The organism is Pedobacter psychrodurus (assembly GCF_032678585.1).
GTDB classification, from domain to species: Bacteria; Bacteroidota; Bacteroidia; order Sphingobacteriales; family Sphingobacteriaceae; genus Pedobacter; species Pedobacter psychrodurus_A.
Map to the genome: position 1 here is coordinate 73,137 of NZ_JAVTSN010000014.1, position 21,015 is coordinate 94,151.

Annotated in this window: 26 protein-coding genes; 11 read left to right on the top strand and 15 right to left on the bottom strand. The window is 37.6% G+C overall.

Translation table 11 applies throughout. The features are described from left to right. Positions 1 to 2: 2 nt before the first annotated feature. The 4 genes from kdsB to trpS all read right to left on the bottom strand — a co-directional run bounded on the left by kdsB (position 3) and on the right by trpS (position 2,737). A complete protein-coding gene (gene kdsB / locus R2S57_RS11350) occupies positions 3 to 791 on the bottom strand; it encodes a 3-deoxy-manno-octulosonate cytidylyltransferase (RefSeq protein WP_316845070.1) in 789 nt (262 codons plus the stop codon). Further along, a complete protein-coding gene (locus tag R2S57_RS11355) occupies positions 788 to 991 on the bottom strand; it encodes a DUF5808 domain-containing protein (protein WP_316845071.1) in 204 nt (67 codons plus the stop codon). Before R2S57_RS11355 ends, kdsB begins: the two co-directional genes overlap by 4 nt. Positions 992 to 1,052: 61 nt before the next feature. Next, positions 1,053 to 1,709: a deoxynucleoside kinase gene (locus R2S57_RS11360; RefSeq protein WP_316845133.1), complete on the bottom strand. Its 657-nt coding sequence runs from the start codon at positions 1,707 to 1,709 to the stop codon at positions 1,053 to 1,055. 29 nt (positions 1,710 to 1,738) lie between these two features. Then, complete coding sequence (gene trpS / locus R2S57_RS11365) at positions 1,739 to 2,737, bottom strand: tryptophan--tRNA ligase (protein ID WP_316845072.1); 999 nt, start codon at positions 2,735 to 2,737, stop codon at positions 1,739 to 1,741. 436 nt (positions 2,738 to 3,173) lie between these two features. On the opposite strand from trpS, the gene R2S57_RS11370 reads away from it, so the two are divergent. The 7 genes from R2S57_RS11370 (at position 3,174) to R2S57_RS11400 (ending at position 6,819) form a co-directional block, all read left to right on the top strand. Then, positions 3,174 to 3,899 (top strand): lysophospholipid acyltransferase family protein, encoded by a 726-nt coding sequence (locus R2S57_RS11370; RefSeq protein WP_316845073.1) that lies wholly within the window; start codon positions 3,174 to 3,176, stop codon positions 3,897 to 3,899. A gap of 2 nt (positions 3,900 to 3,901) precedes the next feature. Beyond that, a complete protein-coding gene (gatC, locus tag R2S57_RS11375; RefSeq protein ID WP_316826973.1) occupies positions 3,902 to 4,192 on the top strand; it encodes an Asp-tRNA(Asn)/Glu-tRNA(Gln) amidotransferase subunit GatC in 291 nt (96 codons plus the stop codon). Between the two features lie 43 nt (positions 4,193 to 4,235). Next, positions 4,236 to 4,706 carry a hypothetical protein gene (locus R2S57_RS11380; RefSeq protein WP_316845074.1) on the top strand — a complete coding sequence of 157 codons (471 nt, stop codon included), beginning with the start codon at positions 4,236 to 4,238 and terminating at the stop codon, positions 4,704 to 4,706. Between the two features lie 82 nt (positions 4,707 to 4,788). After that, positions 4,789 to 5,547, top strand: a complete 759-nt coding sequence (locus R2S57_RS11385; RefSeq protein WP_316845075.1) for an ABC transporter ATP-binding protein — start codon at positions 4,789 to 4,791, stop codon at positions 5,545 to 5,547. Positions 5,548 to 5,619: 72 nt separating this feature from the next. Then, on the top strand, positions 5,620 to 6,168 hold the full coding sequence (locus tag R2S57_RS11390; RefSeq protein ID WP_316845076.1) for a cob(I)yrinic acid a,c-diamide adenosyltransferase: 549 nt from the start codon (positions 5,620 to 5,622) through the stop codon (positions 6,166 to 6,168). Between the two features lie 85 nt (positions 6,169 to 6,253). Continuing rightward, complete coding sequence (locus tag R2S57_RS11395) at positions 6,254 to 6,475, top strand: DUF2795 domain-containing protein (protein ID WP_010603503.1); 222 nt, start codon at positions 6,254 to 6,256, stop codon at positions 6,473 to 6,475. 185 nt (positions 6,476 to 6,660) lie between these two features. Continuing rightward, positions 6,661 to 6,819: a lmo0937 family membrane protein gene (locus R2S57_RS11400; protein ID WP_269414675.1), complete on the top strand. Its 159-nt coding sequence runs from the start codon at positions 6,661 to 6,663 to the stop codon at positions 6,817 to 6,819. A gap of 93 nt (positions 6,820 to 6,912) precedes the next feature. Here the strand turns inward: R2S57_RS11400 and R2S57_RS11405 are convergent, their stop codons facing one another. Both R2S57_RS11405 and queA read right to left on the bottom strand, forming a co-directional pair. Then, entirely contained in the window at positions 6,913 to 7,578 is a 666-nt protein-coding gene (locus R2S57_RS11405; protein ID WP_316845077.1) for a 2-C-methyl-D-erythritol 4-phosphate cytidylyltransferase, read from the bottom strand. Between the two features lie 80 nt (positions 7,579 to 7,658). Beyond that, positions 7,659 to 8,708, bottom strand: a complete 1,050-nt coding sequence (gene queA / locus R2S57_RS11410; RefSeq protein WP_055912031.1) for a tRNA preQ1(34) S-adenosylmethionine ribosyltransferase-isomerase QueA — start codon at positions 8,706 to 8,708, stop codon at positions 7,659 to 7,661. A gap of 199 nt (positions 8,709 to 8,907) precedes the next feature. Between queA and R2S57_RS11415 the strand changes: the two genes are divergently transcribed. Next, on the top strand, positions 8,908 to 10,152 hold the full coding sequence (locus tag R2S57_RS11415) for an ABC transporter permease (RefSeq protein ID WP_316845078.1): 1,245 nt from the start codon (positions 8,908 to 8,910) through the stop codon (positions 10,150 to 10,152). 982 nt (positions 10,153 to 11,134) lie between these two features. Here the strand turns inward: R2S57_RS11415 and R2S57_RS11420 are convergent. After that, on the bottom strand, positions 11,135 to 12,331 hold the full coding sequence (locus R2S57_RS11420) for a pyridoxal phosphate-dependent aminotransferase (RefSeq protein WP_316845079.1): 1,197 nt from the start codon (positions 12,329 to 12,331) through the stop codon (positions 11,135 to 11,137). A 113-nt stretch (positions 12,332 to 12,444) separates the two neighbouring features. On the opposite strand from R2S57_RS11420, the gene R2S57_RS11425 reads away from it, so the two are divergent. The 3 genes from R2S57_RS11425 to bioA are packed head-to-tail and all read left to right on the top strand — an operon-like array spanning position 12,445 to position 15,179. Further along, positions 12,445 to 13,431 carry a cation diffusion facilitator family transporter gene (locus tag R2S57_RS11425; protein ID WP_316845080.1) on the top strand — a complete coding sequence of 329 codons (987 nt, stop codon included), beginning with the start codon at positions 12,445 to 12,447 and terminating at the stop codon, positions 13,429 to 13,431. Next, complete coding sequence (locus tag R2S57_RS11430; RefSeq protein ID WP_316845081.1) at positions 13,418 to 13,870, top strand: NUDIX domain-containing protein; 453 nt, start codon at positions 13,418 to 13,420, stop codon at positions 13,868 to 13,870. Before R2S57_RS11425 ends, R2S57_RS11430 begins: the two co-directional genes overlap by 14 nt. Before the next feature lie 7 nt (positions 13,871 to 13,877). Continuing rightward, a complete protein-coding gene (gene bioA, locus R2S57_RS11435; RefSeq protein ID WP_316845082.1) occupies positions 13,878 to 15,179 on the top strand; it encodes an adenosylmethionine--8-amino-7-oxononanoate transaminase in 1,302 nt (433 codons plus the stop codon). 455 nt (positions 15,180 to 15,634) lie between these two features. Here bioA and R2S57_RS11440 read toward each other — a convergent pair whose 3' ends face one another. From R2S57_RS11440 to R2S57_RS11475, 8 genes are all read right to left on the bottom strand, one after another. Further along, the gene (locus tag R2S57_RS11440; RefSeq protein WP_316845083.1) at positions 15,635 to 16,069 is read right to left on the bottom strand and encodes an SRPBCC domain-containing protein; all 435 of its coding nucleotides are present in this window, start codon (positions 16,067 to 16,069) and stop codon (positions 15,635 to 15,637) included. A 2-nt stretch (positions 16,070 to 16,071) separates the two neighbouring features. Next, the gene (locus R2S57_RS11445; RefSeq protein WP_316845084.1) at positions 16,072 to 16,389 is read right to left on the bottom strand and encodes a metalloregulator ArsR/SmtB family transcription factor; all 318 of its coding nucleotides are present in this window, start codon (positions 16,387 to 16,389) and stop codon (positions 16,072 to 16,074) included. 89 nt (positions 16,390 to 16,478) lie between these two features. Beyond that, positions 16,479 to 16,895 (bottom strand): VOC family protein, encoded by a 417-nt coding sequence (locus R2S57_RS11450; RefSeq protein ID WP_316845085.1) that lies wholly within the window; start codon positions 16,893 to 16,895, stop codon positions 16,479 to 16,481. Positions 16,896 to 17,176: 281 nt separating this feature from the next. Then, positions 17,177 to 17,512: an MmcQ/YjbR family DNA-binding protein gene (locus tag R2S57_RS11455; protein ID WP_316845086.1), complete on the bottom strand. Its 336-nt coding sequence runs from the start codon at positions 17,510 to 17,512 to the stop codon at positions 17,177 to 17,179. Positions 17,513 to 17,528: 16 nt separating this feature from the next. Beyond that, positions 17,529 to 18,902 carry an exonuclease domain-containing protein gene (locus tag R2S57_RS11460; RefSeq protein ID WP_316845087.1) on the bottom strand — a complete coding sequence of 458 codons (1,374 nt, stop codon included), beginning with the start codon at positions 18,900 to 18,902 and terminating at the stop codon, positions 17,529 to 17,531. Positions 18,903 to 19,028: 126 nt separating this feature from the next. Next, a complete protein-coding gene (locus R2S57_RS11465; RefSeq protein ID WP_316845088.1) occupies positions 19,029 to 19,658 on the bottom strand; it encodes a hypothetical protein in 630 nt (209 codons plus the stop codon). A gap of 11 nt (positions 19,659 to 19,669) precedes the next feature. Next, on the bottom strand, positions 19,670 to 20,032 hold the full coding sequence (locus R2S57_RS11470) for a two-component system response regulator (RefSeq protein ID WP_316845089.1): 363 nt from the start codon (positions 20,030 to 20,032) through the stop codon (positions 19,670 to 19,672). Between the two features lie 116 nt (positions 20,033 to 20,148). Continuing rightward, a complete protein-coding gene (locus R2S57_RS11475; RefSeq protein WP_316845090.1) occupies positions 20,149 to 20,907 on the bottom strand; it encodes a LytTR family DNA-binding domain-containing protein in 759 nt (252 codons plus the stop codon). Positions 20,908 to 21,015 lie beyond the last annotated feature (108 nt).

Genomic DNA, 21,015 nt, shown 5'->3' on the forward strand with positions numbered 1-21,015 from the left:
AATTATTCCAATTTAAGTGCCTTAAGCAATTTATTTAACTTCAATAAATCTTCAGGGGTATCAATGGCCACGGTTTCCAGGTCGGTAACCTTGGTTTGAATATAAAATCCGTTTTCAATCCAACGAAGCTGTTCTAAACTTTCGGCAATCTCTAAAGAGGACGGCGGAAGTTTGGTAATGGCTTTTAATGATTCGGTCCGGTAGCCATAAATCCCGATATGTTTGTAAAACTGATGTTTTTCTGCCCATACGCCTGGTTCTCCATTTCTGATGAAAGGGATCGGGCTACGGCTAAAATACATGGCACGGCCATTTATATCGATCACCACTTTTGGGCTGTTTGGATTATATACGCTTTCCTGACTTTGGATCGATTTGATCAGGGTGGCCAGCTGGACTTTTTCTTCGGTAAAACAGCTCGCCAATAAATCAATTTGTGCAGGTTCGATAAAAGGTTCATCACCCTGGATATTGATTACAATATCAAATCCGGGAAGTTGCTCAATCACCTCTGCACACCGATCGGTTCCACTTTGGTGATGAGATGAGGTAAAGATAAATTCACCGCCAAACTTTTTTACTTCATCGGCAATTCGCTGATCATCGGTAGCAATAACCACTTTTGATATACTTGCAGCTTTCGATGCCTGTTCATAAACCCGTTGAATCATGGTTTTACCAGCGATATCAACCAAAGGTTTGCCCGGGAATCGGGTAGAGGCATATCGCGCTGGAATTATGCCGATAATTTTTGGATTTCCTAGAGCGGAACTTAACATTCCATCACTCATACATTATATCGATAGAACTGATAAAAAACAAATAGGAAGATCAATGCGATGACAATATAAGAGATCGGATGGGCGAAATTAAATGTCCAGCCAAGCAATTTTACACGCTTGGGCACAATTAATCTCGAATCTTTTTTATTGAAATAAAAAGTACCCCATTTCCAGTTTTCTGGGTTTCCGTGTTCGAAATCTTTTTCCATATGTCTCACATTAATATTTGAACGATTTATTAAGCCTCAATACCTCTTTAAGTGCTGGTGGTTAAAATAAACCGTTAATTTCAGCCTCTATAGATTGAATTACCGTACCCAGGTCTTCCGGGTTATTGGTGAAATCCAATTTATCCTTATCTAAAATTAATAATTTTCCCAGGTTATATCCCTTAATCCAGGCTTCATATTTCTCATTCAGTTTCGAAAGATAATCAATTCTGATGCCAGCTTCATATTCGCGTCCACGGCGCTGGATATTGTTTACCAACGTTGGCACAGAAGCACGCAGATATACCAATAAATCTGGCGGTTTTATAAAAGACGTTACATTATTAAAAATGGCACGGTAGTTATCATGGTCGCGGGTAGTCATTAAAGCCATATCGTGCAAGTTTTCTGCAAAAATATGGGCATCTTCATAAATCGTCCTGTCCTGTATTACGTTGCGTTTATTTACTTCGATATCCGTAATCTGCTGAAAACGGCTATTCAGGAAATAAATCTGAAGATTAAAGCTCCAACGTTTCATGTCGCTATAAAAATCTTCCAGATATGGGTTATTGTCTACAGCCTCGTATAAAGCTTCCCATCCATAATTCTTGGCCAACAAACCTGTTAAAGTTGTTTTACCGGCACCTATATTTCCTACAATTGCTATGTGCATATCTTCTTGCGTTTTGAGGTGAGCGTTTTGCGTAAGGCGAATATAGCGCCAACCGCTTACCGCAATATTAATTAAAAACTTTTAAACCCGATTAAACTGCGAACCTCTCTGATGGTTTTTTGTGCACTTTCACGGGCTTTTAATGCGCCATGTTTAGCAACTTGTCTTAAATAAGAATCATCTTTGGCAATATCCTGAATACGCTCGCGCATTGGCGCAGTAGCAATAATCATATCTTCGGCCAGTTGCTTTTTGAAATCGCCATAACGGATCTGCATTTTGCTATATAAATCTTCAAAATGTGCGTGGGTATCGGCACTCGAAACCACTTTCATCAAATCAAAAAGATTTTGGATCGGCTCAGGTTTTGCCTGGTTTTCTTCCGTCGGACCGCCATCGCTGACTGCCCGCATCACTTTTTTACGGATCGTTTCAGGATCGTCTGATAAATATACCGCATTGGCTTCACCTTCCGATTTGCCCATTTTGCCCTTGCCGTCTAAACCTGGTACTTTTACCAGCTTATCGGTGTAGCTAAATGCATAAGGTTCAGGGAAATATTCGGTATTGTATAACCGGTTAAAACGGTTTCCGAAAGTACGGGCCATTTCTAAATGCTGCTCCTGGTCTTTTCCTACAGGTACTTTTGTGGCTTTGTGAATTAAAATATCGGCTGCCATTAATACCGGGTAGGTTAATAAACCGGCGTTAACGTTATCAGGATTTGCACGAACTTTATCTTTAAAAGAGGTACTGCGCTCCAGCTCGCCCATGTAGGCATTCATATTTAAATATAAGTATAGTTCTGCAATTTCAGGAACATCACTTTGTATATAAATGGTACTGTTTTCGGGATCTATGCCACTAGCCAAATATTCAACTAAAACATGTTTAATATTTCCGTGTAAATCGGCTGGGGTAGGGTGTGTTGTTAAAGAATGTAAATCGGCGATAAAAAAGTAACAATTGTAATCGTTCTGCATTTGAACGAAGTTTTTAACCGCTCCATAGTAATTACCCAAATGTAATTTTCCTGTTGAGCGAATGCCGCTCACCACTGTTTCTTTCATAATGGCACGAAATTAAAAATAAAATACAAGCAAATCATAAATCAATGAGTTTTAATGGTAAGATTTTTTTGAATGCAGGTAGAACCACAGTTTATACGCATGGTCGTCTCGACCGTAGTGGAGAGATCTGTATAATTGAAATCAATATGTTTTTCTAGTGGTTGGTGCCGCACCGACCAAAAAGCAATATATTCATAATTTGAAAATGAGTGTCCGTATTTCGTCGGTAACTTCAGCCCTTCTTTCCGTTACAAATCCTCGCTACGCTGTGGGCTTTCCGCTACAATAAGGTTTATGAACCACATGAAGTGCGGAGAACTGCAAATTGCCAATTGAAAACTATTGTCCCTAGTGGTTAGTGCCACACCGGCCACAACTTTACCGAATGCAATCAGTACTTTAAAATATCAAACTATTTTATATTTTTGGTACATCTATGGTTCACTTTCTGAGACAGGTACACCGGATTTGGTTTTTATTCTGGATACTGTTTTTTTTCGCTCTGTTTTATCCATTGTATTACATTACTTCGCGTGATGAGAAATATTATGGGATCCTCAATTTTTGTAGAAAAGCCAACAGTTTTTTATGTAGCTTATTTGCAGGTGTGTTTTTTCGTTATCAATATGAAGAAAAGCTTGATCCAAAACGGACTTATATCTACTGTGCCAACCACACCTCTAATTTAGATATTATGATTTTCTGCATCATGGGACGTGGTAAATTCCATTTTATGGGCAAGGATGAGTTATTGAATAACCCGGTTTTAGGAGTTTTTTTTAGAACAATTGATATTTCGGTAAACCGCGATAGTAAGATTTCGGCTTTTAGGGCATTTAAAAAAGCAGGTGAGAATTTAGAAAAAGGAATGAGCCTGGTTATTTTTCCCGAAGGTAAAATTGACGACCATTATCCGCCAAAACTAGGTGAGTTTAAAAACGGACCCTTCCGTTTGGCCATAGATAAAAACATCCCCTTAGTTCCGGTGAGTATTACCGATGTTTGGAAAATTAACTGGGATGATGGTGCAAAGTATGGAAGTAAGCCCGGAATTTGCGATATTTACGTCCACAAACCGATTAATACCTCAACTTTGGCCGATGTCGATTCTGATGTGTTAAAAGAAAAGGTTTTTAAATTGATTGACAGTAAGTTAGTATAAATATGAATTTAGACGCAAAAACCATCCATAAAATAGCCGACCTGGCCCGAATTCATATTGATGAAAAAGAAGTAGATACTTTAATTCCTGAAATGAACAAAATTTTATCGTTCATGGAAAAATTGAATGAATTAGACACTTCGAATGTAAAACCATTGGTTTATATGAACGAATCTGTAAATGTTTGGCGCGAAGATGTAGTAAAACAGGAAATTTCTACAGCCGATGGTTTGAAAAATGCGGCAAAACATAGCGATCAGTTTTTTATGGTGCCTAAAATTATTGAAAAATAATTAACCGTAACTTTATTTACGGTCAGCAAATGATGCGAAAAGAATGGAAAAGATTCTGATAAGAAGATCAAAAAAACCGGTACTTTGGATTGCATTGTTATTTTTCATTATAGCTTTGTTCATGTTTATAGTATTATCATCTCACAAGCTTTCTGACGCTATTCAATTGTTAATAGTGTTATCCGTTCTTCTTTTGCCTCTTATCATCGTACTACTTTACAATTTATGGCCAGAAATTATAATAACACCCGATGGGATTAAAGTTAAAAAACAATTATCTTATGTCTTTTATAAATGGGATGATATAATAAGATATGGTACATATTCTATTGAGTCTAAGTCAATCGGTGGGGATGCAGGAGACATGACAAATCTTATATTCTTTATTTATTTTCGAAACTGGAGTAAAACATTTGATATTAGAACCTATAATTTTGACAAACCTCACAACGCTATTATTGATCTGATGAACCGTTTTAAATTTGCAGAAATTGGAATGAACTCAAACACATGAACTAGTATTTTAGCAAAAAGGACAATCAAATAAATAATTTTGTAACATCTTACCCGCTACGCTTGTCTAAAAAAGAAAAAACATGGAGAAACCACTCATTACTATAAAAGAAATTGGCCGTAAATATGTTATTGGATCTGAAGTGATTCACGCTTTAAAATCAGTTTCGTTAGATATCAATAAAGGCGAATTTGTAGCATTGATGGGGCCATCGGGTTCTGGTAAATCGACCCTAATGAATATTTTAGGCTGTTTGGATACCCCTTCCAGCGGAACGTATATCTTGAACGGAACAAACGTAAGTCACATGAGTGATGATGCTTTGGCTGAAGTACGCAACCAGGAAATTGGTTTTGTTTTTCAAACCTTTAATTTATTACCGCGCTCAACCTCTTTAGATAATGTAGCTTTACCGCTCATTTATGCAGGAACAAGTAAAAAAGACAGGGATGCCAGGGCAGCCCAGGCATTAGAAAATGTAGGTTTGGGCAATCGGATGGATCACAAACCAAACGAGCTATCAGGTGGTCAACGTCAGCGTGTGGCTGTTGCCAGGGCATTGATCAACAATCCGTCTATTATCCTTGCGGATGAGCCAACAGGTAACCTGGATACCAAAACATCCGTGGAGATTATGGGCTTGCTGGAAGAAATTCACAGTAAGGGAAACACAATTATTTTAGTAACACACGAGGAAGACATTGCCCAACATGCACACCGCATTGTACGTATGCGTGATGGACTGATCGAAAACGATTATTTGAACACCGATATTAAAAATGTATCTCCACGTTTGCAGGCCTTGAATGATAATGGCAGCGATTGGGAGAAAATGAACTAAGGTGTAGGGTAAAAGGTTTAAGGCGTAAGTTTTTACCCTAAACCTTCTACCTTCTGCCTTCAACCTTTATAAATGAAAATTTACACTAAAACAGGCGATAAAGGTCAAACTTCACTTATTGGTGGTACCCGCGTGCCAAAATTTCATTTACGTATCGAAACCTACGGTACTGTTGATGAATTAAATTCGTACATCGGTCTGATCATGTGTCAGGATATTGAAGCGCAGGATAAACAGTTGTTAAAAGAAATTCAGGACAGGCTTTTTACGATAGGTGCATCGCTTGCTGCTGATCCGGAAAAATCTAAAATGAAGATCCCGGATCTGCACGACGCTGATATCACCTTGTTGGAGGATGAAATGGATCTGATCAATGAAACTTTGCCTGCTTTAAAACATTTTGTTTTGCCCGGCGGAAATACTGTCGTTTCTTACTGCCATATTGCAAGATGTGTTTGCAGAAGGGCGGAGCGACTGACAGTAGCGCTTGCAGAAAATAGCTTTGTAGATGAGCACGTAACGGTTTATTTAAACCGCTTAAGTGATTATTTATTTGTTTTGGCACGAAAACTGACCATCTATTTCAAAGCAGAAGAAAACATTTGGATCCCTCGTGTTTAATAGTGGAAAAATAAGTTTGTTTTGCTCGAAAATTTTAATATACTTTGCGCAATAATACGAACACGAATTTAATTGAATTGAAGATATGTATTGGACATTAGAATTAGCATCGCACCTGGAAGACGCACCATGGCCTGCAACTAAAGACGAATTAATTGATTATGGTATCCGTTCCGGTGCCCCAGTAGAAGTAATTGAAAACTTACAGGCATTAGAAGATGATGGCGAACCTTATGAAACGATTGAGGAAATTTGGCCGGATTATCCTACTAAAGAAGATTTTTTCTTTAATGAAGACGAATACTAGAATTAAAAATGATAAAAACCTTCCAGCTAACCTGGAAGGTTTTTTTATGCCTTCCTTATTTTCACCACACTCATTCAGAGCCCCTTTCGATTCTATATTGATAAAATAATTACATTTTTTAAACAAAACAGAAAACCTGTGTGTTAATACATCAATAATATAACATTGCTAAAAAAATTAACACTATGGGAAATTTATTGTATTTAGTCGCAGTAGTATTGGTAATACTATGGGTAATAGGATTTGTGTTTCACGGCTTCGGCGACGTTGGAAACATTATCCACGTTTTATTGGTAATCGCAGTGATTGCAATTCTGTTAAAAATAATTGGCAGGGCCGCATAAAATATATCGCGCCGACCTCCATTTTTAACAAGATAGTTTAAAAATGGATGCATTGAAAAAGGAGTTTCATTTTTGAAACTCCTTTTCTGTAATCTAATTTTTTAATAGTAACTCTGCAAGTTCCAGATCGATAGGGTAGGTGATTTTAATATTGCCCCTTTCACCCTCAATAATATTGATCTCTTGTCCGATCGATTCGACCACGCTTGCATCATCGGTAAAGCGACTGTCGAATTCCTGCTTATAAGCCTCTTTTAAGGTGTTAAGGCTAAAGGTTTGTGGTGTTTGTACCAGATAGATCTCATCGCGCTTTAAAGCCGATGTTTTTTCGTCCCTGAGCATGCGTACACTATCACTCGATTGTACTGCTGCAATGATGTTTCCTTGTGTTTCAGCGGCTTTAAAACAGCTGTCGATTAATGATTTTGAAACCAATGGACGAACAGCATCATGTATGGCTACGTAACTTTCTTCTTCAATCGAATAGATGGCATTTTTGACAGAATGAAAACGTTCTGTTCCGCCATCGATAAGCTGATGTGGAACATAGAAATTAAATTCTTCGCATAAACGTGACCAGTATCCTTGCTGATCCTTGTTTAAAACCAATAAAATTTTGGGTTGAGTATCGCTTTGCGCAAAAGCTTTTATGGTATGCATTAAAACCGGTAGGTTTTTGAGCAGTAGAAATTGTTTTGGGGTTTCCGTTTGCATCCGATTTCCAGAACCGCCTGCTACAATTATAGCGTAGTATTTCATGATTTTAAGTCAAGTATCAGGTATCAAGTATCAAGATGATAATTTGGTCTTGATACTTGATACTCCTACTTGAATCCAATTTAGATAATCAGCATGGCATCGCCGTAGCTGTAAAATTTATATTTTTCTTTTACTGCAACTTCATAAGCATTCATTACATTTTCGTAACCGCCAAATGCACTCACCATCATCAATAAGGTAGATTCAGGCGTGTGGAAATTGGTAATCATTGAGTTTGCAATGCTGAAATCGTATGGAGGGAAGATGAACTTACTGGTCCAGTCGTTAGCTGCTTTTAATGTTCTGTTGGCAGAAACTGCAGATTCGATTGCGCGCATTGAAGTGGTCCCCACCGCACAGATTTTTCTTTTTTCTTCTAAAGCTTTGTTTACAATACCAGCATCTTTCGGCTCGATGATAAACTGCTCTGAATCCATTTTGTGTTTGGTTAAATCTTCCACCTCAACCGTTCTGAATGTCCCTAAACCAACATGTAAAGTTACTTCAGCAAACTCTATACCTTTAAGTTCCAGACGTTTCATCAACTCGCGACTGAAGTGCAAACCTGCAGTTGGAGCAGCAACAGCACCTTCGTGTTTTGCGAAAATGGTTTGATAACGTTCTTTATCTTCGGCAGTAGCCTTACGTTTAATGTATTTAGGAAGTGGTGTTTCGCCTAAAATTTCAACGTTTTTTCTAAATTCTTCGTCGGTACCTTCGAATAAAAATCGGATGGTACGGCCACGTGAGGTGGTGTTGTCAACAACCTCGGCTACTAATAAATCGTCATCACCAAAGTATAATTTGTTACCTACACGGATTTTACGGGCTGGATCTACTAAAACATCCCATAAACGTAATTCCTTGTTTAATTCACGTAATAAGAAAACTTCGATAGTAGCACCGGTTTTTTCTTTGTTACCGTATAAACGGGCAGGAAAAACTTTAGTGTTATTTAATATCATTACGTCTTTGTCATCAAAATAACCTAAAACGTCTTTGAAGATTTTATGCTCAATTTTACCGCTGTCTTTGTGTAAAACCATTAGACGCGCTTCGTCGCGTTGTTCTGCCGGATTGTTGGCTACTAATGATTCTGGTAAGTTGAATTTGAATTGTGATAATTTCATTCTTGATGAATTTTTTGAGGTGCAAAAATACGAATTTAATTTTTCTTTTCCGTATTTTATCAAACGCATTTTAGGTATATTATGTTTTACCTCATTTTAAATCAAATAATACAGCGTTTAAATGCATTTGTCGGGATAAAATTAATTAGTTTTGAAGATCGTGTAACCTTTTTAATGGCTGTGCATCTAACCCTTAATTATGATAATCTTTAGGCTAATAGGCGAGAGTTTCCGTTTTGCGTTTGATGCATTGCGTCAGAATAAATTACGTACCATGTTGTCACTTCTGGCGATAACCATCGGTATTTTTACCATTATCGCTGTATTTTCTGCGGTAGATACCTTTCGAGGTAAACTACAGTCGAGCGTAGATAAATTAGGTTCAAATACCATTTATGTGCAAAAATGGCCCTGGAGTTTTGGTGATAATTATCCCTGGTGGAAATACATGAACCGTCCACAGCCCTCATTGCGCGATTTTGAAGCACTTAGAGAAAGAATCGAGAATGCACAAGGTGTTACCTTTGAAATTTCGACCAACGATAGAACCATTAAATATAGAAGTAGCTCAGTGGAAGGCATTTCCGTTTGGGCAGCCTCACACGATTTTAATAAAACCTGGAATTTCGAACTTCAGGATGGCAGGTATTTTACCGAAAACGAAAGTAAAAATGGTTCACCGGTTTGTATTTTAGGATCTGATATTGCCGATGGACTGTTTGATGGAGATGTAGCGGTTGGGAAGCAGGTACAGATTTTAGGAAGAAGATTAACAGTTGTTGGCGTTTTCAAAAAAGAGGGTGAAGATATGTTGGGTACTTCACTGGATAAAAACGTAAATATTCCGATCACTTTTGCAAAAGGGGTTTTAGATATTCAGAGTGAGCGTTACGGACCGCAAATTACGGTTCGTGGTAAAGATAATGTGAGTTTGGAAGAGGTAGAAAGTGAACTGAAAGGTTTAATGCGTTCGATACACAGGATCAGGCCTGGACAGGAAGAAGATTTCGCTTTGAATAAAACCACTATCATTTCTAACCAGTTAGACTCCATGTTTAAAATGGTTAATATTGCCGGTTGGGTAATCGGTGGTTTCTCGATTTTAGTGGGCGGATTTAGTATTGCCAACATTATGTTCGTGTCGGTTAAGGAGCGTACCAATATTATCGGTATCCAAAAATCTCTAGGGGCAAAAAACTATTTTATATTACTTCAATTTATATTCGAATCCATTTCCCTTTGTATTTTAGGTGGCTTGCTGGGACTTTTACTCGTCTTTCTGCTCGCGCTGGCCATCGGTGCAGCCACAGATTTCCATATTATATTGGGCTTGAATAATATTGCCTTAGGAATTGGAATATCCATTATTATCGGCACGATCTCTGGTTTCTGGCCTGCATATTCAGCATCCAGATTGGATCCGGTTGAAGCGATTAGGAGCTAGTTAGCAGTTGGCAGTTTTCAGTTCAACGATTAATAAACCTTGCGATTAAGCAATTCTATAGTCCTCGTTTGTAACGAGGACTCGTGAGATTCACATTTATAATGTGAGCATATTATAATAAAATATTCCGCTATGGTCGGTGTGACACCACCCCTTAAAAACGGAGCTAGTTAGCAGTTGGCAGTTTTCAGTTGCAACGATTGATAAACCTTTTCGAATAAGAAATTCTATAGTCCTCGTTTGTAACAAGGACTTGTGAGATACACATTTATAATGTGAGCCTATTATAATAAAAATATTCCGCTATGGTCGGTGTGACACCACCCCTTAAAAACGGAGCTAGTTAGCAGTTGGCAGTTTTCAGTTGCAACGATTGATAAACCTTTTCGAATAAGAAATTCTATAGTCCTCGTTTGTAACAAGAACTTGTGAGATACACAATTTATAATGTGAGCACATTATAATAAAAAATATTCCGCTATGGTCGCGAGCCGCCAACCATTAGAAAAGGAGTTAGTTAGCAGTTGTCAGTTGCAACGATTGATAAAGCTTTTCGAATAAGGAATTCTATAGTCCCCGTTTGTAACGAGGACTTGTGAGATTCACATTTATAATGTGAGCATTTTATAATAAAAATATTCCGCTATGGTCGGTGTGACGCCAATCACTAGAAACAATAGTCTTAAGTTGGCAATTTGCAGCTCTCCGCACTAAACGTGGTTTATAAACCTTATTGCAGCGTAAAGCCCACAGCGTAGCGAGGACTTGCAGTGGAAAGAAGGACTGACGCGCCCGATGAAATTTTGGCTTTCATTTTCATATCATGAAAACTGCAATAAAGGCCCTGAAATAAATCCGATAACTATCGGATCAGGGTGACGATTGTGCTATAAAACTGGTACGAATACAATAAAAACCCCTCATTAAATTTAATTAATGAGGGGGTTCTTTATGTTGCTGCTATCTGCAAACAGGCAACTGACTAGGCTAATTTACCTAATGCTTCTTTTATTCTTCTTAATGCTTCTACCAAACTCTCGTCTGATGCTGCATATGATAAACGGATATAGTTGTTGTTACCAAATGAATCGCCACCAACCGTAGCCACGTGACCAACATTCAACAGATATAAAGCAAGGTCTGAAGAATCTTTGATTACATTTCCATCGGCATCTTTTTTGCCAAAGAAAGAACTGATTTCAGGGAAGAAGTAAAAAGCGCCATCAGGAAGATTTGTTTTTACACCTGGAATTTCATTTAATAAATTATAAACCAATTCTCTACGGCGTAAAAATGCTTCTTTCATTTCTAAAACGCTGGCTAAACCTTGCTCGTAAGCTACAATTCCGGCTCTTTGTGCAATAGAACAGGTTCCAGAAGTAGTTTGTCCCTGTAACTTATCATTAGCGGCAGCAATTTCTTTGTTTGCGGCAATATAACCTAATCTCCAACCCGTCATGGCAAAAGCTTTAGAGAAACCATTCACGATGATTACGCGGTCTTTAATGCTATCGAACTGCGCAATAGATTCGTGCTGATCAACAAAGTTGATGTGCTCATAAATCTCATCAGATAAGATATAGATATTGGGATGTTTTTCGAAAACAGCCACCAATGCAGCCAATTCTTCTTTGCTATAAACCGAACCAGTTGGATTACAAGGAGAAGAAAACATGAACAGTTTCGACTTCGGTGTAATGGCAGCTTCTAATTGAGCTGGAGTAATTTTGAAATTGCTTTCAATATCGGTATCGATATAAACAGACTTTCCTTCAGCAAGCAATACCATTTCTGAGTAAGAAACCCAATAAGGTGTAGGAATGATTACTTCATCATCCGGATCGATTAAGGTTAAAATAACATTCGATAACGACTGTTTTGCACCTGTTGAAACAACGATCTGAGAAATATCATAATCGAGGTTGTTTTCTGTTTTTAACTTATTTACGATTGCCTGGCGCAGATCAGGATAGCCCGGTACTGGCGAGTAACGCGTATAATTTTCATCTAATGCTTTTTTTGCCGCATTTTTTACGTGATCAGGTGTATTAAAATCGGGTTCGCCAACACTTAAACTAATGATGTTAATGCCCTTAGACGCCAATTCGCGGCCAAGTTTGGTCATTTTAAGGGTTGCAGATTCTGATAGACTGTTGATTCTTTTGGATAAGGTGCTCATGGTTAATTACTTTGAGCGCAAATATATAAACCAAATATTATTCTGCACTAAAAAAGACATAGTTTTTCTCATTTAATTTATTCGATAAGCGTATTTTTGAAAAAAATACCCTGGTGTCGGTTAAAAAGAAGGCGATAATTATTTCTTTGGTGGTGAGCGTTGTATTGATGCTGGCCAAGTTTGTTGCTTATTTTATTACGGGTTCCAATGTGATATTAACAGACGCTGCAGAGAGTATCGTCAACGTAATCGCGGGTAGTTTTGCGTTTTACAGCATCTATTTAAGCACGCGACCGCGGGATGAAAATCATCCATACGGACATGGAAAAGTTGAGTTTTTTTCTGTTTTTGTTGAAGGAATATTGATTTTAATCGCAGGAATCGCCATTATTTTCAAATCTTCCTACAACCTGATCTATCCGCATGCAGTTGGTGAATTGTTGACTGGAACACTCATTATTGGTATTACCGGACTTGTTAACCTCATTGTTGGACTTTACCTCATCAATGTTGGTAAAGATGAACATTCTGTTACATTGCAGGCCGACGGCAAACATTTATTAACTGATACTTATACCAGTGGGGCTATAGTTTTGGGATTAATCCTAATTCAAATCACAAATATTATTTGGTTAGATAGCTTACTCTCTGGTTTAGTGGGCTTTTACATCGTATATTCTGGTTATAAACTCACCCGTGGCTCAGTTGGTGGGTTGATGGATGAAAGTGATTTTACGCTTGTTGAGGAAGTAGTTGATGTATTGCAAAAGAACAGGCATACCCCTTGGATAGACGTACATAATTTGCGTACACAGCAATATGGACCAGAATTTCATATCGATTGCCACGTAACTTTACCATATTATTTTGATTTGAATAAGGTGCATAAAGAGATCTCGCAGATTGATGAGCTGATCAATAAAAATGGCTTTCGTAAGGCCGAACTTTTTATCCATGCCGATCCTTGTTTGCCCGAGTGTTGCAATTATTGCCATATGAGCGAATGTCCTGTAAGAGCTGAATCTTTTAAAAAAGAGATTGTATGGACGCCAGAAATAGTAATTAAAAACAAAAAACATTTCGAAAATGAGCTACTTTAATGTAAGGGTTTATGGTTTGTTGATCAACCAAAATAAGGAGGTATTGATTAGCGACGAAGAAGAATACGGATTTCGCTTTAGTAAATTTCCAGGCGGTGGATTAGAACTCGGCGAAGGATTGATAGATGGTTTAAAAAGAGAATTTATAGAAGAATGTGAGGCGGAAATTGAGGTATTATCTCATTTTTATACCACTGATTTCTTTGAAAAATCGTCGTTTAACGATAGTCAGGTCATCAGCGTATACTATCTGGTTAAGGAAAAAGCTCCATTACAGTTGGCATTTAAAGATATTATTTACGATTTCGATGGAGAAGGAGAAATCCTCCAGGCTTTTAGGTGGGTAAAAATACAAGATTTAAACATCGAAGATATCACCTTCAAAACCGATAAAACCGTTGCTCAACTTTTAAAAGAACAATATTCAGTTACATTATAATTATTTTATGTCAGATACCTCCGAACTCCAAACGCCAAACGCTCAACTTAATCTAACTGAACGCGATCAAAAAGTAATTTGGCACCCTTACACCCAAATGAAAAACGCACTGCCACATATTCCGATTGTTAGGGGAGAAGGGGTATATGTTTTTGATGAAAATGGCAAAAGATATATCGATGCGGTATCCTCCTGGTGGGTAAATATTCATGGTCACTCACATCCTCACATTGCCCAAAAAGTAGCTGAGCAGCTTAATGTATTGGAGCACGTTATTTTTGCCGGTTTTACCCATGAGCCTGCTGTCCTATTGGCCGAAAGACTCTTGCCTATTTTGCCCGGAAAGCAGGATAAGGTTTTTTATACCGATAATGGTTCAACTGCCGTGGAAGTAGCCCTAAAAATGTGTCTGCAATATTGGGACAATAAAGGGAAACCTAAAACAAAAATACTGGCCTTTAAAAATGCCTATCATGGCGATACTTTTGGCGCGATGTCGGTTAGTGGGCGAAGTATTTTTACCGATGCCTTTAACAGCTTGTTATTCGATGTTGAGTTTATCGATCTGCCAGATGAAAATAACATCTCAGGTCTCGTATCTCATATCTCAAATCTTGCCGATACTGCTTGTTTTATCTTCGAGCCGCTTATTTTGGGGTCTGGTGGGATGTTGATGTACGAGGCTAAATACTTAGATCAACTTTTATCAGCTTGTAAAGCGGCAGAGATTTTGACGATTGCTGATGAAGTGATGACAGGTTTCGGTAGAACAGGAACATATTTTGCCTGTGAAAAGTTGAATAATAAACCTGATATCATCTGTTTGAGCAAGGGTCTAACCGGAGGAACCATGCCTTTAGGTGTAACCACTTGTACCAATGAAATTTTTGAAGCTTTTTTAAGCGACGATAAATTGAAAACACTCTACCATGGACATTCGTTTACGGCCAACCCAATTGCCTGTGTGGCCTCTTTGGCGAGCTTAGATATTTTATTAAAAAGTGAAACACTCCAGAATATCAAACGTGTAGAAGCAAAACATGCTGTTTTTCTGGAAGAAATCAAATCACACGCAAAAGTGAAAGCCATCAGGCAAACAGGAACCATTATCGCTATTGAGTGGGAAACAGGAAATGAAACCTCTTACTTAAGTAACCTGCGCAATTTACTGTACGCGTACTTTTTAGATAAAGGAATTATATTAAGACCACTGGGTAATATTATTTATATTCTTCCTCCGTATGTAATCAACAACGAAGACCTGGATTATGTTTATGCCGCGATAAAATCGGCTCTGGAAGAAGTTTAGGTTGTTTTTAAGGTCGTGGCGAGACGCTACGACCAGTATTTATACTTTATATGTCAGTCTGAGGGGTAATTTATTTTATAAAAATCAATATGAATGACGTGTATAATTGATTTTATTGCCCCTTGGCTCAACCTTGCCTCGGCTCTCCGCCGCCGATTGGCTCTTTCTTTTTGCTGTCAAAAAGAAACAAAAAACACCGGCTGAAAATTTTTCTTTCGAAGCAAGTGGAATGGCTGGTTCAGTGGAGCCCGAAAAATTTGTTAGGCCGGATTTAAGTAGAACGAAGATATGGTGCTATGGCCTAGTTGGGTGGAAACGAACAAACAATAAAACCCTCATTAGTAAACAATTACAAAATAACGTCAATGGTAGCGTAGCCGAAGACCCTTTTAGGATGTAAAATATATAAAAGGATTGTCCTTTGACTACGCTCAGGATGACAACAGATCTTATTATTATGCTCCAGGTTCCAAATAATTTTTAAGGGCCTCATTTACAAAATAATTCCAACCGCCATTAAAGCTTGTTTTGGCGAAGTTAGGTCCCGCAGAAGCAAAACTTTCTGTGCCAGTATGCGTCAATTTTAACAATGTTTGATCACCTTGTTCAAATAACTCCCAGCTTACTTCCGAATTACCTGGGTATCCATCATATCGCCAGGTGTAGGCTAGTTTTCTGCCCTCAATAATTTCAGTGATTTCGCATAGATGCAGGTATTGGGGTCCATCGTCCGCTCCGCCAGAAAATTCAAATTTAAAACCTACTTCTGGTTTAAAGTCTTCCAATTGAAAATACCACTGTTTGATTTCTTTGATATCGGTTAAAGCTTTCCATACTTTTTCGATAGGGGCGTTATACACGCGTTCTACTACAATTGCTTCGTTTTCCATCTTTATTTTGATTTAGCTTCTTTGGACAGGTGTATTTCTAGGGCATCTAATTTGCTTGTCCAGAAAACACGGTATTGTTCAACCCATTTAGATACTTCAGCAAGTTTCTGAAATTGTATATTGTAATATCGATCTCTGCCTTGTTGTGTAATTTCTACCAAACCACATTCGGTTAATACTTTGATATGCTGTGAAATAGCGGGTCGGCTCATGTCGAAATTTTCGGCGATGGCATTCAGATTTAGGCTGTTGTGCGCAATCAGATTGATGATTTCTCTTCTGGTGGGATCGGCAATGGCCTGAAATACATCTCTTCTCATAAAATAATTGCGTAAGTAATTGCTTACAAATATAAGTAATCGCTTACGCAAATTTAATTCTAAATATTTTGGTATTAACTGGTGAGCAACTAGCCCAAAGGCATTTTGGTCATGTCCATATACAGAATACTCCATCTTTGTCCATCCAGATCAACAAAACCACAACCGTACATCCAGCCATCCTTATAACCAGGTTCGCCATAAAGGGTACCGCCAGCATCAACCACTTTTTGGGCAAGCTCATTCACTTCTTCGGGGCTTTTAGCATCAAAAGAGAATAAAACTTCGCCTCCATGGCGTTGATCGGCAATATTGGTTCCTGCAAATTCCTCGTACAAAGCTTCTTCGAAAAGCATAATGGCTAAGTTACTTTCTCCCACTAAAAAGCAGGCTGAATCTTCGCGTGCACCATATTGCAGATTAAGTGTGAAGCCTAATTTTGTGAAGAATGCTTTTGATTTACCGATATCCTTTACCGGAAGGTTGATCCAAAGTGATTTTGTCATAAGTTTATATTTTGTTTCCAGTAAAGATAGGTAACAGCTTAGTGAGTTTTTGCTGCCAAAGACGAAAATTTATGGGGCTATTTGAGACAAATTAGGTTTTCGTGATCAAATTATATTTTCTTCTATTGCTTATATGTTTAAAGCATTATGGCAGTTTTGCGCCATATAAAGTATCATGTTATTAGCCTATTTTTTTATCAATTTGCTAAGTGAAGCTATTGCGATAATTCACCATGTAAGGAATTTAAGTGCATTTCAACTTATGAGGTTAGGAATTATACTTAATCTTTATACTTCTCCGAAAGCTTTTCTGGTGCCACATTGCAGTAGGAAAGTTTAAGCGCATCTATAATCATTTCATCTTTAAGCCCTGTTAGATTAAAAATTGTCCAGCCTTGTTTGCCCCATGCATCGGTAGCGGGGATGATATTATTTGGATCAAAATCGCAGAAAACAGACTGATCAATGGCTGATAGTTTAAAAGTGGCTTTATTTCTTATACTATCCAGTGTGGCGAAGATCTTTTTATGTACACGGAAAGATATTTTTTCGAAATGTGGCTGTTCAACAACTTCATCAAAAGATAGGCAATGGGCGATAAAAATTGATGTATTCATGTTAAATTATTAATATTTATAATTTATACAATTTCTGAGGATATTGCGCTGCGTGATTTAAGATTAGATTCAGAATATAGCTATTGGATTGATAAGTTGCCAGATCATTCTTAAGGGGAGCTAGGCCGTCGGAAAGGTAATTTTTATCGGTAAAGTAGCCCATTCCATAAAATTTTCCATTTTCTACCACCAAACAACTAAATTCTTCCTCTTTTCGGCCTTCATCAACCAATGCAAAACTTGGCTGTTGTTTTTGGATATCGTTCAATGCTGCATTTAATTTTTTATTATAAACAGAAACCGTTTCTATTCCACTACAGGCACCAAAACATTGTCCGTTTTCATGTGCGTAACATTTGGTTGCCACTTTTTGCAGGTAACAGAGTTTGGCGCAAAGCTGGTATTTGTCAACCAGTTGGTTTAAAAAATTATACCCCTCGAGTAAGCTGTTAAAACTCTGTATAGGGTTGTTGTTTTTTTTATGTTTATCAATGGCCAGGCGTAAATAACCATTCTGATCTTCGAAAACATATAAATCATATTTATGTTCATACCGTTTCATGGCGCGGTTATTTTCAGGCCAGAGGCGTTTAATTTCGTTGGCTTCTAAAATTAAAGCCATCAGTTCGGTACCGCAGATCACATGATCTACATGATGGATTGTGCGCAAAAACTCCTGACGTTGCCTATTGGGCGTATTGCCTGTAAAATGACTGCTTACCCGTTTTTTAAGATCTTTTGCCTTGCCAACATATACAATTTTACCTTTGCTGTCTTTAAAATAATAAACCCCGGGTTGGTTTGGTAATCTTAAAATAGAAGCTTTATCTAAATGGGGTGGTAAAACCTGTTCTTTTGATGTTTTTTTAAGCATTTCTGCAATTACCCCTTCCTGATCATGATCCAATAGAAGATTAAAGAGAATACTGGTTGCATCGGCATCACCGGCTGCCCGGTGCCGGTTTTCGATCGGTATCTGCAGCGCAGTACACAATTTACCCAAACTATAAGAAGATTTGCCTGGGATTAATTTTCTGCTCAACCTCACCGTACAGAGTTTTCTGCATTGTAAATCATATCCTGCAGCAGCTAAATGATGTTTTAAAAAGGAGTAATCGAAATTTACATTGTGCGCTACAAATATCTTATCACTTAATAATTGGTAGATCTGTAAGGCCACATCTTCAAATATAGGGGCGTCCTTCAGCATTTCATCATCAATGCCCGTAAGTGCTGTGATATAAGCTGGAATAGGTAACCTTGGATTGATTAGGGTAGTATATGATTCGACGATTTGATTGCCATCGTGAATGTTAATGGCCACCTCGGTAATGCCGTTTGCTGAGGCATGACCACCAGTGGTTTCGATATCTACAACTGCGTATAACATTCAATAAATTTGAATTACAAAGCTATGCTAAAATAATTAGTATAAAAATAATTTTGATTATTTCTTTAGCATAAAAAAAGCGATTACCTATTTAACGTAATCGCTTCCTCATTTTGTATGTTAATGTTATTTAAGCTTACTTAATAGTTTGCTCAAGTTAGGCTTGATCCCAACAGATATGGGTACGGTATTAAAAGTCCTGTTTTGTATTTTACTAAAACCATACATATAACTCGCCTCCACAAATAAATTGGCACCGCCAATATTGTATTCAATACCACCTCCGCCTTCAGCAATGCCTAAGCCGTTTGATTTATTATCTTGCGTTACCTGTAATGTTGTGGTATTAACCCCGGCTTGTGGCGTTAAGATAATTCCACCTCCGGCACCTGCAAAGCCATAAAACGCCCATTTATTTATAATTTTACGATATCCTAAGGCAACATTTAACAAGTATGTGGTTGCCCTGCCTTTTTGCAACGTGTAGGTGTAACCTTCGTCTGGGGTAATCTGGTTAAAAGTAAACGCGTGTAAGCTTACTTTTGGATACAAAAACAAGCCACCTTCACCTAAGGCTAAATTTAAACCTAAAGCGGTAGAAAATTTTGGTTTAAAATAGTCTGAAGTTTCGCCCATCGGGAAAGCAAAACCAATACTGCTCATTGAGTACAGTTTATCGGGTCTACCTTGTGCTTTTGCGTTAAATGATATTGCTGCGCAGAGCAATACAATTGGTGTTAGTAGTTTTAATTTCATATCTGATTTTTTTAATTTTTGGTTAAGGCGTTTACTTTATGTAGCAAATCGGCCATGTTAAAAGGTTTTTCTAAATAATCGTTGGGATGATATTTTTGGGATGTGATGTAATTTTCGTCATATCTGGCTGAGGCTAAGATAATAGGGATCGCTTCAGTATCAGGGTTTAATCTTAGCTCCTTGAAAACGGCACGCCCATCCATTCCATTTAACATAATGTCTAGAATAATCAGATCGGGATTAAAATCTCTTATAGTTTTAAATATATACCGTGGTGATAATAAAGGGTAAACTTTATAATTTTCGGTTTCCAATACCTCTTGAAAAACCTCCAATACATCAGGATCATCATCTACAACCAATACTCTTTTCACAACGGATAATCAATTAATAATAAAATAGACTATCCTAATACAAAGTTTTAGGCGTAATGTTTTAAGCTGCGATAAAAAAGCAAAATAGGTTGATTGTTGAACGATTGATCTGGCCGTTATTGAGTTGTGTTTGGTTTAGGCTTTTCTATGGGCAGATTATCTTGTATAAAGTTTGCAAATAGGGGTTGATGTGCTTCGGAAACAGTATAACAGGTTTCTCCTGATAACAGTATTTTATCTCCCAATACACTCTTTATATGCTGTTTGGAAATGATAACCGAAGCACTTATCTGTATAAATGCCGGGTGGTTTTTCAACATTTTAAGCATTTTAATAAAGTTGGATTTTGAGCTTAAAAATGTATTTGTGGTTGTGCTGAACTGAATATCTTCGCCAAAATCTTCAACCGCAATCAGTTCATTTAAGTCTATTCTCACTAAATCTCCGTTTTCTCCCTGTAATGGAATATAAAAGAAATTTTCGTCAAAAACAGCGAACAGATGAGCAGCTCTTTTACCTGTTGGATATAAATTGTTGATGGTTTTTGCGAAATGTAATATCGAATACGGTTTTAGTAAATAGGCATCCGCATCAACTTTAAAAGCATCAATGGCATATTGGGCATGTGCTGTGGTAAAAACCAGGTGTTTTGTTTTTTGCCTGAGTAGTCCGGCAAGCTCGATTCCTGAAATCGAAGGCATTTCTACATCCATAAAGATAATATCAACAGGATTGGAAACAGATATCTCTGCCAGGGCCTGGAGCGGTTCGGTAAAGGTTTGAATAAGTTTTAAATCCGGCAACTTATCCATATACGCAATTAAGCTTTCCAGGGAATGCGGATCATCATCAATAGCGATGCAACTTATTGACATTTTTATAGGTTTAGTTAGTGCAAATTACAATTTCAGCCTATAAAAAGGAAAAAAAACAATTTGGAAACGGATTTTTATATATTCGGCAAGGAAAACTACCTTTTTCTT

Excerpts from the sequence above, each read along its gene's own strand:
- kdsB (WP_316845070.1), bottom strand. The coding sequence starts at position 791 with ATGAGTGATGGAATGTTAAGTTCCGCTCTAGGAAATCCAAAAATTATC.
- R2S57_RS11355 (WP_316845071.1), bottom strand. The coding sequence starts at position 991 with ATGGAAAAAGATTTCGAACACGGAAACCCAGAAAACTGGAAATGGGGT.
- trpS (WP_316845072.1), bottom strand. The coding sequence starts at position 2,737 with ATGAAAGAAACAGTGGTGAGCGGCATTCGCTCAACAGGAAAATTACAT.
- R2S57_RS11370 (WP_316845073.1), top strand. The coding sequence starts at position 3,174 with ATGGTTCACTTTCTGAGACAGGTACACCGGATTTGGTTTTTATTCTGG.
- gatC (WP_316826973.1), top strand. The coding sequence starts at position 3,902 with ATGAATTTAGACGCAAAAACCATCCATAAAATAGCCGACCTGGCCCGA.
- R2S57_RS11380 (WP_316845074.1), top strand. The coding sequence starts at position 4,236 with ATGGAAAAGATTCTGATAAGAAGATCAAAAAAACCGGTACTTTGGATT.
- R2S57_RS11385 (WP_316845075.1), top strand. The coding sequence starts at position 4,789 with ATGGAGAAACCACTCATTACTATAAAAGAAATTGGCCGTAAATATGTT.
- R2S57_RS11390 (WP_316845076.1), top strand. The coding sequence starts at position 5,620 with ATGAAAATTTACACTAAAACAGGCGATAAAGGTCAAACTTCACTTATT.
- R2S57_RS11395 (WP_010603503.1), top strand. The coding sequence starts at position 6,254 with ATGTATTGGACATTAGAATTAGCATCGCACCTGGAAGACGCACCATGG.
- R2S57_RS11400 (WP_269414675.1), top strand. The coding sequence starts at position 6,661 with ATGGGAAATTTATTGTATTTAGTCGCAGTAGTATTGGTAATACTATGG.
- R2S57_RS11405 (WP_316845077.1), bottom strand. The coding sequence starts at position 7,578 with ATGAAATACTACGCTATAATTGTAGCAGGCGGTTCTGGAAATCGGATG.
- queA (WP_055912031.1), bottom strand. The coding sequence starts at position 8,708 with ATGAAATTATCACAATTCAAATTCAACTTACCAGAATCATTAGTAGCC.
- R2S57_RS11415 (WP_316845078.1), top strand. The coding sequence starts at position 8,908 with ATGATAATCTTTAGGCTAATAGGCGAGAGTTTCCGTTTTGCGTTTGAT.
- R2S57_RS11420 (WP_316845079.1), bottom strand. The coding sequence starts at position 12,331 with ATGAGCACCTTATCCAAAAGAATCAACAGTCTATCAGAATCTGCAACC.
- R2S57_RS11430 (WP_316845081.1), top strand. The coding sequence starts at position 13,418 with ATGAGCTACTTTAATGTAAGGGTTTATGGTTTGTTGATCAACCAAAAT.
- bioA (WP_316845082.1), top strand. The coding sequence starts at position 13,878 with ATGTCAGATACCTCCGAACTCCAAACGCCAAACGCTCAACTTAATCTA.
- R2S57_RS11440 (WP_316845083.1), bottom strand. The coding sequence starts at position 16,069 with ATGGAAAACGAAGCAATTGTAGTAGAACGCGTGTATAACGCCCCTATC.
- R2S57_RS11445 (WP_316845084.1), bottom strand. The coding sequence starts at position 16,389 with ATGAGAAGAGATGTATTTCAGGCCATTGCCGATCCCACCAGAAGAGAA.
- R2S57_RS11450 (WP_316845085.1), bottom strand. The coding sequence starts at position 16,895 with ATGACAAAATCACTTTGGATCAACCTTCCGGTAAAGGATATCGGTAAA.
- R2S57_RS11455 (WP_316845086.1), bottom strand. The coding sequence starts at position 17,512 with ATGAATACATCAATTTTTATCGCCCATTGCCTATCTTTTGATGAAGTT.
- R2S57_RS11460 (WP_316845087.1), bottom strand. The coding sequence starts at position 18,902 with ATGTTATACGCAGTTGTAGATATCGAAACCACTGGTGGTCATGCCTCA.
- R2S57_RS11465 (WP_316845088.1), bottom strand. The coding sequence starts at position 19,658 with ATGAAATTAAAACTACTAACACCAATTGTATTGCTCTGCGCAGCAATA.
- R2S57_RS11475 (WP_316845090.1), bottom strand. The coding sequence starts at position 20,907 with ATGTCAATAAGTTGCATCGCTATTGATGATGATCCGCATTCCCTGGAA.